4 protein-coding genes are annotated in these 4,775 nt (G+C 55.6%); all 4 read right to left on the bottom strand.

Going from position 1 to position 4,775, the window contains the following annotated elements:
- Positions 1 to 197 precede the first annotated feature (197 nt).
- Positions 198 to 497 carry a PAAR domain-containing protein gene (locus tag R0J92_RS21175; protein ID WP_411053089.1) on the bottom strand — a complete coding sequence of 100 codons (300 nt, stop codon included), beginning with the start codon at positions 495 to 497 and terminating at the stop codon, positions 198 to 200.
- Between the two features lie 153 nt (positions 498 to 650).
- Complete coding sequence (locus R0J92_RS21170) at positions 651 to 1,640, bottom strand: hypothetical protein (RefSeq protein ID WP_411053088.1); 990 nt, start codon at positions 1,638 to 1,640, stop codon at positions 651 to 653.
- The gene (locus R0J92_RS21165) at positions 1,637 to 2,287 is read right to left on the bottom strand and encodes a hypothetical protein (RefSeq protein WP_411053087.1); all 651 of its coding nucleotides are present in this window, start codon (positions 2,285 to 2,287) and stop codon (positions 1,637 to 1,639) included. Before R0J92_RS21165 ends, R0J92_RS21170 begins: the two co-directional genes overlap by 4 nt.
- On the bottom strand, positions 2,287 to 4,392 hold the full coding sequence (locus R0J92_RS21160) for a type VI secretion system Vgr family protein (protein ID WP_411053086.1): 2,106 nt from the start codon (positions 4,390 to 4,392) through the stop codon (positions 2,287 to 2,289). The genes R0J92_RS21165 and R0J92_RS21160 overlap by 1 nt, the downstream gene beginning before the upstream one ends.
- Positions 4,393 to 4,775 lie beyond the last annotated feature (383 nt).

Genomic DNA, 4,775 nt, shown 5'->3' with positions numbered 1-4,775 from the left:
GAAATCCACATCCGTCTCGCTCTCATGAACCGCTTCAACGAGCTCGGCATGGCCGAGATCGAACGCATGGCCTGAACGCAATGGGAAAGGGAAAACTCGCTCAGTTGCTGGGTTCTGCAACAATGCCCAGCGGATGGCACTACCTGCCCTTGTTTTAAACGCATGCTCGCATTACAGAACGTCAGGCTTTGGGTGCTTCAGTTACCAAAGCTAACATCTGGAGAACCTGCGTCAGCCGCGCCCCCGCAAGAGATTGCATCTCCCACTCGACCAGCAGGTTTCCCGTTCACAAAAACCGATCCTGAGCCTGCCGACAAATTCCGCCCGTGCGATGGAGCCGGGCAAACGCCGCATCCATGGTCTGCATAAGCATCACCTTGACGAACGACTGCGATGCCATTGACGTACACGTTAGGAGAGGCTCCGGTCGATGGGGTCGGAGGAAAGTGGCATCCGTGTCCGGATCCTATGTCACCTAGTCGGGTTGCTTTAGGCATTTTCAAAAATCACTCCAGTTAACTTCCATACATCAACCGCTGCACAGCGACAATAAAACTCAGGACATTAATGCGAGACCACCAAGAAGCTCGATCCAAATTTTAGACGGAGCCCCACCAAAAGCGCGAAACCTAATCCGGTGAATAGATTCACTATTCCCAAAGCCACTCAAAGTTACGCGAGCTTGGTAGCGGTACGTGATCCTGAATTTGCCGAAGCAAATTACCGCTTGCCTCGCGCCCCAGATGGGCTCTGTTCAGCCCCTCGCGACCCACGTTGCCCACCGCTACTTCGGTTGTGCTATAAGACATATAGTCGTAGACAGCGAGAGCATTCAGACCAGATCCAAACGTGTCCGTTTTTGACCAGTCAATATTCTCAAGCTGTGTAAGGCACATTCGGATCGCGCGCCCGCCTGGCAACTGGGTAAGCGCAGTGCCGGTCCGGATATGCGTTGCCAGCCCTAGAACCCCGCCTACGCTATCAAGGATAAAGCACTCGGCGTTCGGGAAACCGTCGCCTGTAATATTCACTTGAACATATGCTTTGCCTTCGCCTCGATCCATTGAGAGGTAGATCTGAGTAGAAACGTCAAGATCCGGGACAACACCGTTGTAGGGAATCCAGTCACCAGCAATCCGCCCTGACCCGGTGTCATTCGCCTCGGGGTTGGACAAGGGACCGCCTAGAACATCGTGGCCAACATCGGTGTCCGCGCCGTAGAACGCAAAGTTCTTACCCGCGTATTTAATAAATATATTTGCGGTCTGATCGCCGTCCTCGGTGTAGCTTGTGATGGAATGGGTTTCCTCGTGGCGCGGCTTCTTTCGCGGCTGCGAATAGTCGTTTTCCATCGCGGGTGCATCGGGGATTCTGTTGCCAAACGGATATGTCGGGTTGAGCGCCGCTTCGGCAGTTTCATTGATCACTGTATCGGCGATTGCATTTGCAGAGGGGTCAGAATCGCATATGACTTCCTCGACCGTACCCATTTGAAGGTTGATCGGCATGATGTGATAAATTCGAGCCGTCACATTTGCATCAAATAAAAATCCTCGGTCATCACCTTCAAAGCCAAGGCCGCCAGCGCCGAAGTTGGCATCTGGGTGGAACGACCGGGTGATGATAGTAATGGCCGTCATTTATAATCCCCAAATGTACCTTCTTCCAGCTGTGCCAAACTCGGCGAATATACCAAAACTCCCGCATACCCCTTTTTGTCAGGCCCTGTATTTAGGATATTTGCCTGCATTACCCGCACCAGACGGCTGTTTCCCTTGTCTGCCGTCGAGCCTAAGACATGAATCACCGAGACATCCGGCCACACGTGACGCTCGCCTGTGCTGCGGTCCATCCACCCGCCGCTTCCCACCAAAATACGTTCTGTGCTTAGGCGTGCAGGGTTTTCGATCTTGGGGTCGGGCACCAGATTGAAGCCGAAGGTGCCGCCCTCGGGATAATACATCTCAACATAGGAAACCGGACCAGAGACGGAGGCCCCGAAAAGCCGGTCCTGCGGCCCAAGCTGTCTGCGCTTTGCATTGCCATCATCCGCGTCAGCCAGATTAAGGCCATCCAGCACGCGCCACTCTTCTGCTGGTATGGGAACAGAACCGACAATGACAGTGCCGCCTTTGCTGAGTAAGGGTTCGCCCACATAGAGCGTTACATGGCTTTTCAACTTTTCTTCCCTTGTATCAGCTGACCTAGCGGTCAAAGACCAGAAAACCGCTACAGCTAGAGCAAGAAGCAGCAGGACAAAAATTATGCGGTTTCGTTTGAAAAACATCAGTTCAGATCAATCTTTGAAGCGTTCATTTTGATGCTTCCGGCAGTCTTGTCCGTCAAATCTCCCGTCAGCGTTGTGGTCATATCCTTCCCGTTGATCAGGATTGTGCCGTCCGCTTTCATGATCAGCTCCGACGCGCCGCAGCGCAGGTGAATTTCTTTGTGTGCATCAAGGCGGTACTTCTCTCCTACGACCTGAGAGTGGTTCTTACCCGTCGTTTCCCGGACAGTTTGTTGCACCGTTTGTGATAGGTTTTCGCCATAGGTCAGCGTCGCAGATGTTCCCACGCTCTTGTTGAATGTCGTGCCTGCGGTTAGCGCGATAGCAGAGGCAGCCGTCAGCGAATATGTTCCTCGACCTGTCATTTCCGGGAAAGACTGTTCGAAGTTGTAAGCCGCCACCCTAATCCCTTGAGGATTATCTGTGAGCGGCTTTCGCACAAATCCGCCGTGCGACCCGGTGCCAACATTTACTGTCATGTCCATGCCGATATTGTGGACATCAACCAACCTGACCTCGCGCAGGCTAGCCGCGCCAATACTTTCAACCTTGGTTCGATCCACGCGATTCGTCTGATGGTTCAGAACTTTTAAGCTGTGGTCGAGCTGTGCGTGGAGGTGAATCTCTTCCCGCCCCTTTTCGTCCTCAAACCTCAGCTCATTGTAACCTTCTCCTTTGTGTGTATCCGTTTTAAAAGTGGATCGAGTTTTATGCTTCGGCAACTCATAAGGCGGTCTGTTCTTCCCATTGTACACACAGCCAGTCACAATCGGTTTGTCCGGATCACCTCGCAGGTGTTCGACGATAACCTCCATGCCAATGCGGGGGATGACCATGCCACCCCAGCCCTTGGACGCCCAGTTCTGGCTAACCCGAACTCGCATGGTGTGCGCGCCATCCAGATCCCAGTGGAAACGGCACAAAATGCGACCGTGTTCGTCGCAATCGATCTCGCCTTCGCCAACTACAACTGCAGTCTCTGGTCCCTGCACACGGGGCCCTACAGTGCGGCGCTCGGGGCGGAACGGTGCATCATCAGGGGTCAGCACATAGGCCCCGTCATAGGGCGCGTCATCCGCTCCTGCGCTCCCAGACCCATAGGCCTGAGCCCGGAACCGATGGGTGGCCTTGAGGCACACGAATGTGCGCCCCGTCGCATTGGGAACATCATCCCCGGCCAGCGTTACGCGCCAACCCGCCCCGAGGGACACGACATCGCCCTCAGCCCGGTGGCGTGGGGCCCGACCGCGCTCCGCCTCAAGGCGGCGCGAGACCACACCCCGGCCTTCGCCCTGATTGAGGTAATCCCCAGGCCAATCATAGCTTTCGATATCGCCGCTTGGATGAGACGCATCAGAGAGCTGATCGACTTCCTGCGCCGATGTGGGAATCTTGAAATTGTATTCCGTCAGCCGCACTGCGCCGGTGGTGATCCGCTCGCTCGCAGACCAATGGCGGAAATGCTCTTCCTCGTGCCGGTGGTACCCTTCGACGCCGAAGTACGGGCGCGATGATCCCGGAACTTCGGGCAGGCTGAGCGCCGCATCGGTGAGCAACAGCGTGTGCGATCCCGCTTCATGCCGCCAGGACCACGTGATGCCAAAGCGCTCCAGCTGCCGGCGGATGAAATCCGCATCCGACTCGCCATATTGGACGGTGTATTCCAGCAACGGGTAGTCATCCATCACCCGCACTTCGAGGTGAGGGTTGCCCAATGCTGCGTAAGAACTGAGCACCTCTTGCACGATCTCGATGACGGTTTTGTTGTGGAAGATCCGCATGTTGCGCCGCAGGCTGGCCACATGCAGCCACGGGCGTAAGATCAGATCATAGCGAAACCCATTCTCGAAGGCCCCGCGTTGCTCGGCTTCGCAGACGATCCCGTCAAAGGCGCGCACACCCTGAGCGTGATTGATTTCAACGGTGGCATGGTTGCCAAGAAGGGCGCTGAGGTCGAGGGTGTTCTCGGTTGAGAGCGCTTCGACCCGCCACTCGAAATCCCCCGAAAGCTCCTCCGTGCCATCCATCCGCAAAAGCACAAGCGCGTCGGACCCCAGCACAGTCGTCAGACGCCCAAGCCGGGCGTCCTGCGTAAATACATTCATAAAACACAACCCCAGAAGTTGAGCGGGAGCATATCTTTCTCGCCTCAAGGATCAAGGGCGGAAAATCCCTACCGGTGGGGAAAATTCCAACGGTGCAATCATATCGGAGTGATTGTACGACGTCGCTGGGGTCGGTCGAATGTCCGCTCCCGGGAAGTCTTTCGCGCTTGCAGCAGAGACATAGCCGCACCTTGCATGAAGTCGTGATTGGGCTGGCTGCCGTCATCTGGGCACTCAAAGCTGGTGCGGTATCGCTGCAACCTTGCTGCCGCGTCACCGCAAGTCGGCTTCGAACCCATAGCTCGCCTCTGTTGCACAAATCCCTTGAGGGATTCATCTCGTGAAACCAGCGTGGTAGCTGGGCTGCATGAGCAGACCGACAC

It is taken from the genome of Tritonibacter sp. SIMBA_163, from assembly GCF_046535935.1.
Lineage (GTDB): Bacteria > Pseudomonadota > Alphaproteobacteria > Rhodobacterales > Rhodobacteraceae > Epibacterium > Epibacterium scottomollicae.
The sequence above is the reverse complement of the archived record's forward strand: the minus strand, read 5'-3'. Positions and strand labels throughout refer to the sequence as shown.

Coding starts and splice junctions, on each gene's coding strand:
- R0J92_RS21175 (WP_411053089.1), bottom strand. CDS start 497: ATGCCTAAAGCAACCCGACTAGGTGACATAGGATCCGGACACGGATGC.
- R0J92_RS21170 (WP_411053088.1), bottom strand. CDS start 1,640: ATGACGGCCATTACTATCATCACCCGGTCGTTCCACCCAGATGCCAAC.
- R0J92_RS21165 (WP_411053087.1), bottom strand. CDS start 2,287: ATGTTTTTCAAACGAAACCGCATAATTTTTGTCCTGCTGCTTCTTGCT.
- R0J92_RS21160 (WP_411053086.1), bottom strand. CDS start 4,392: ATGAATGTATTTACGCAGGACGCCCGGCTTGGGCGTCTGACGACTGTG.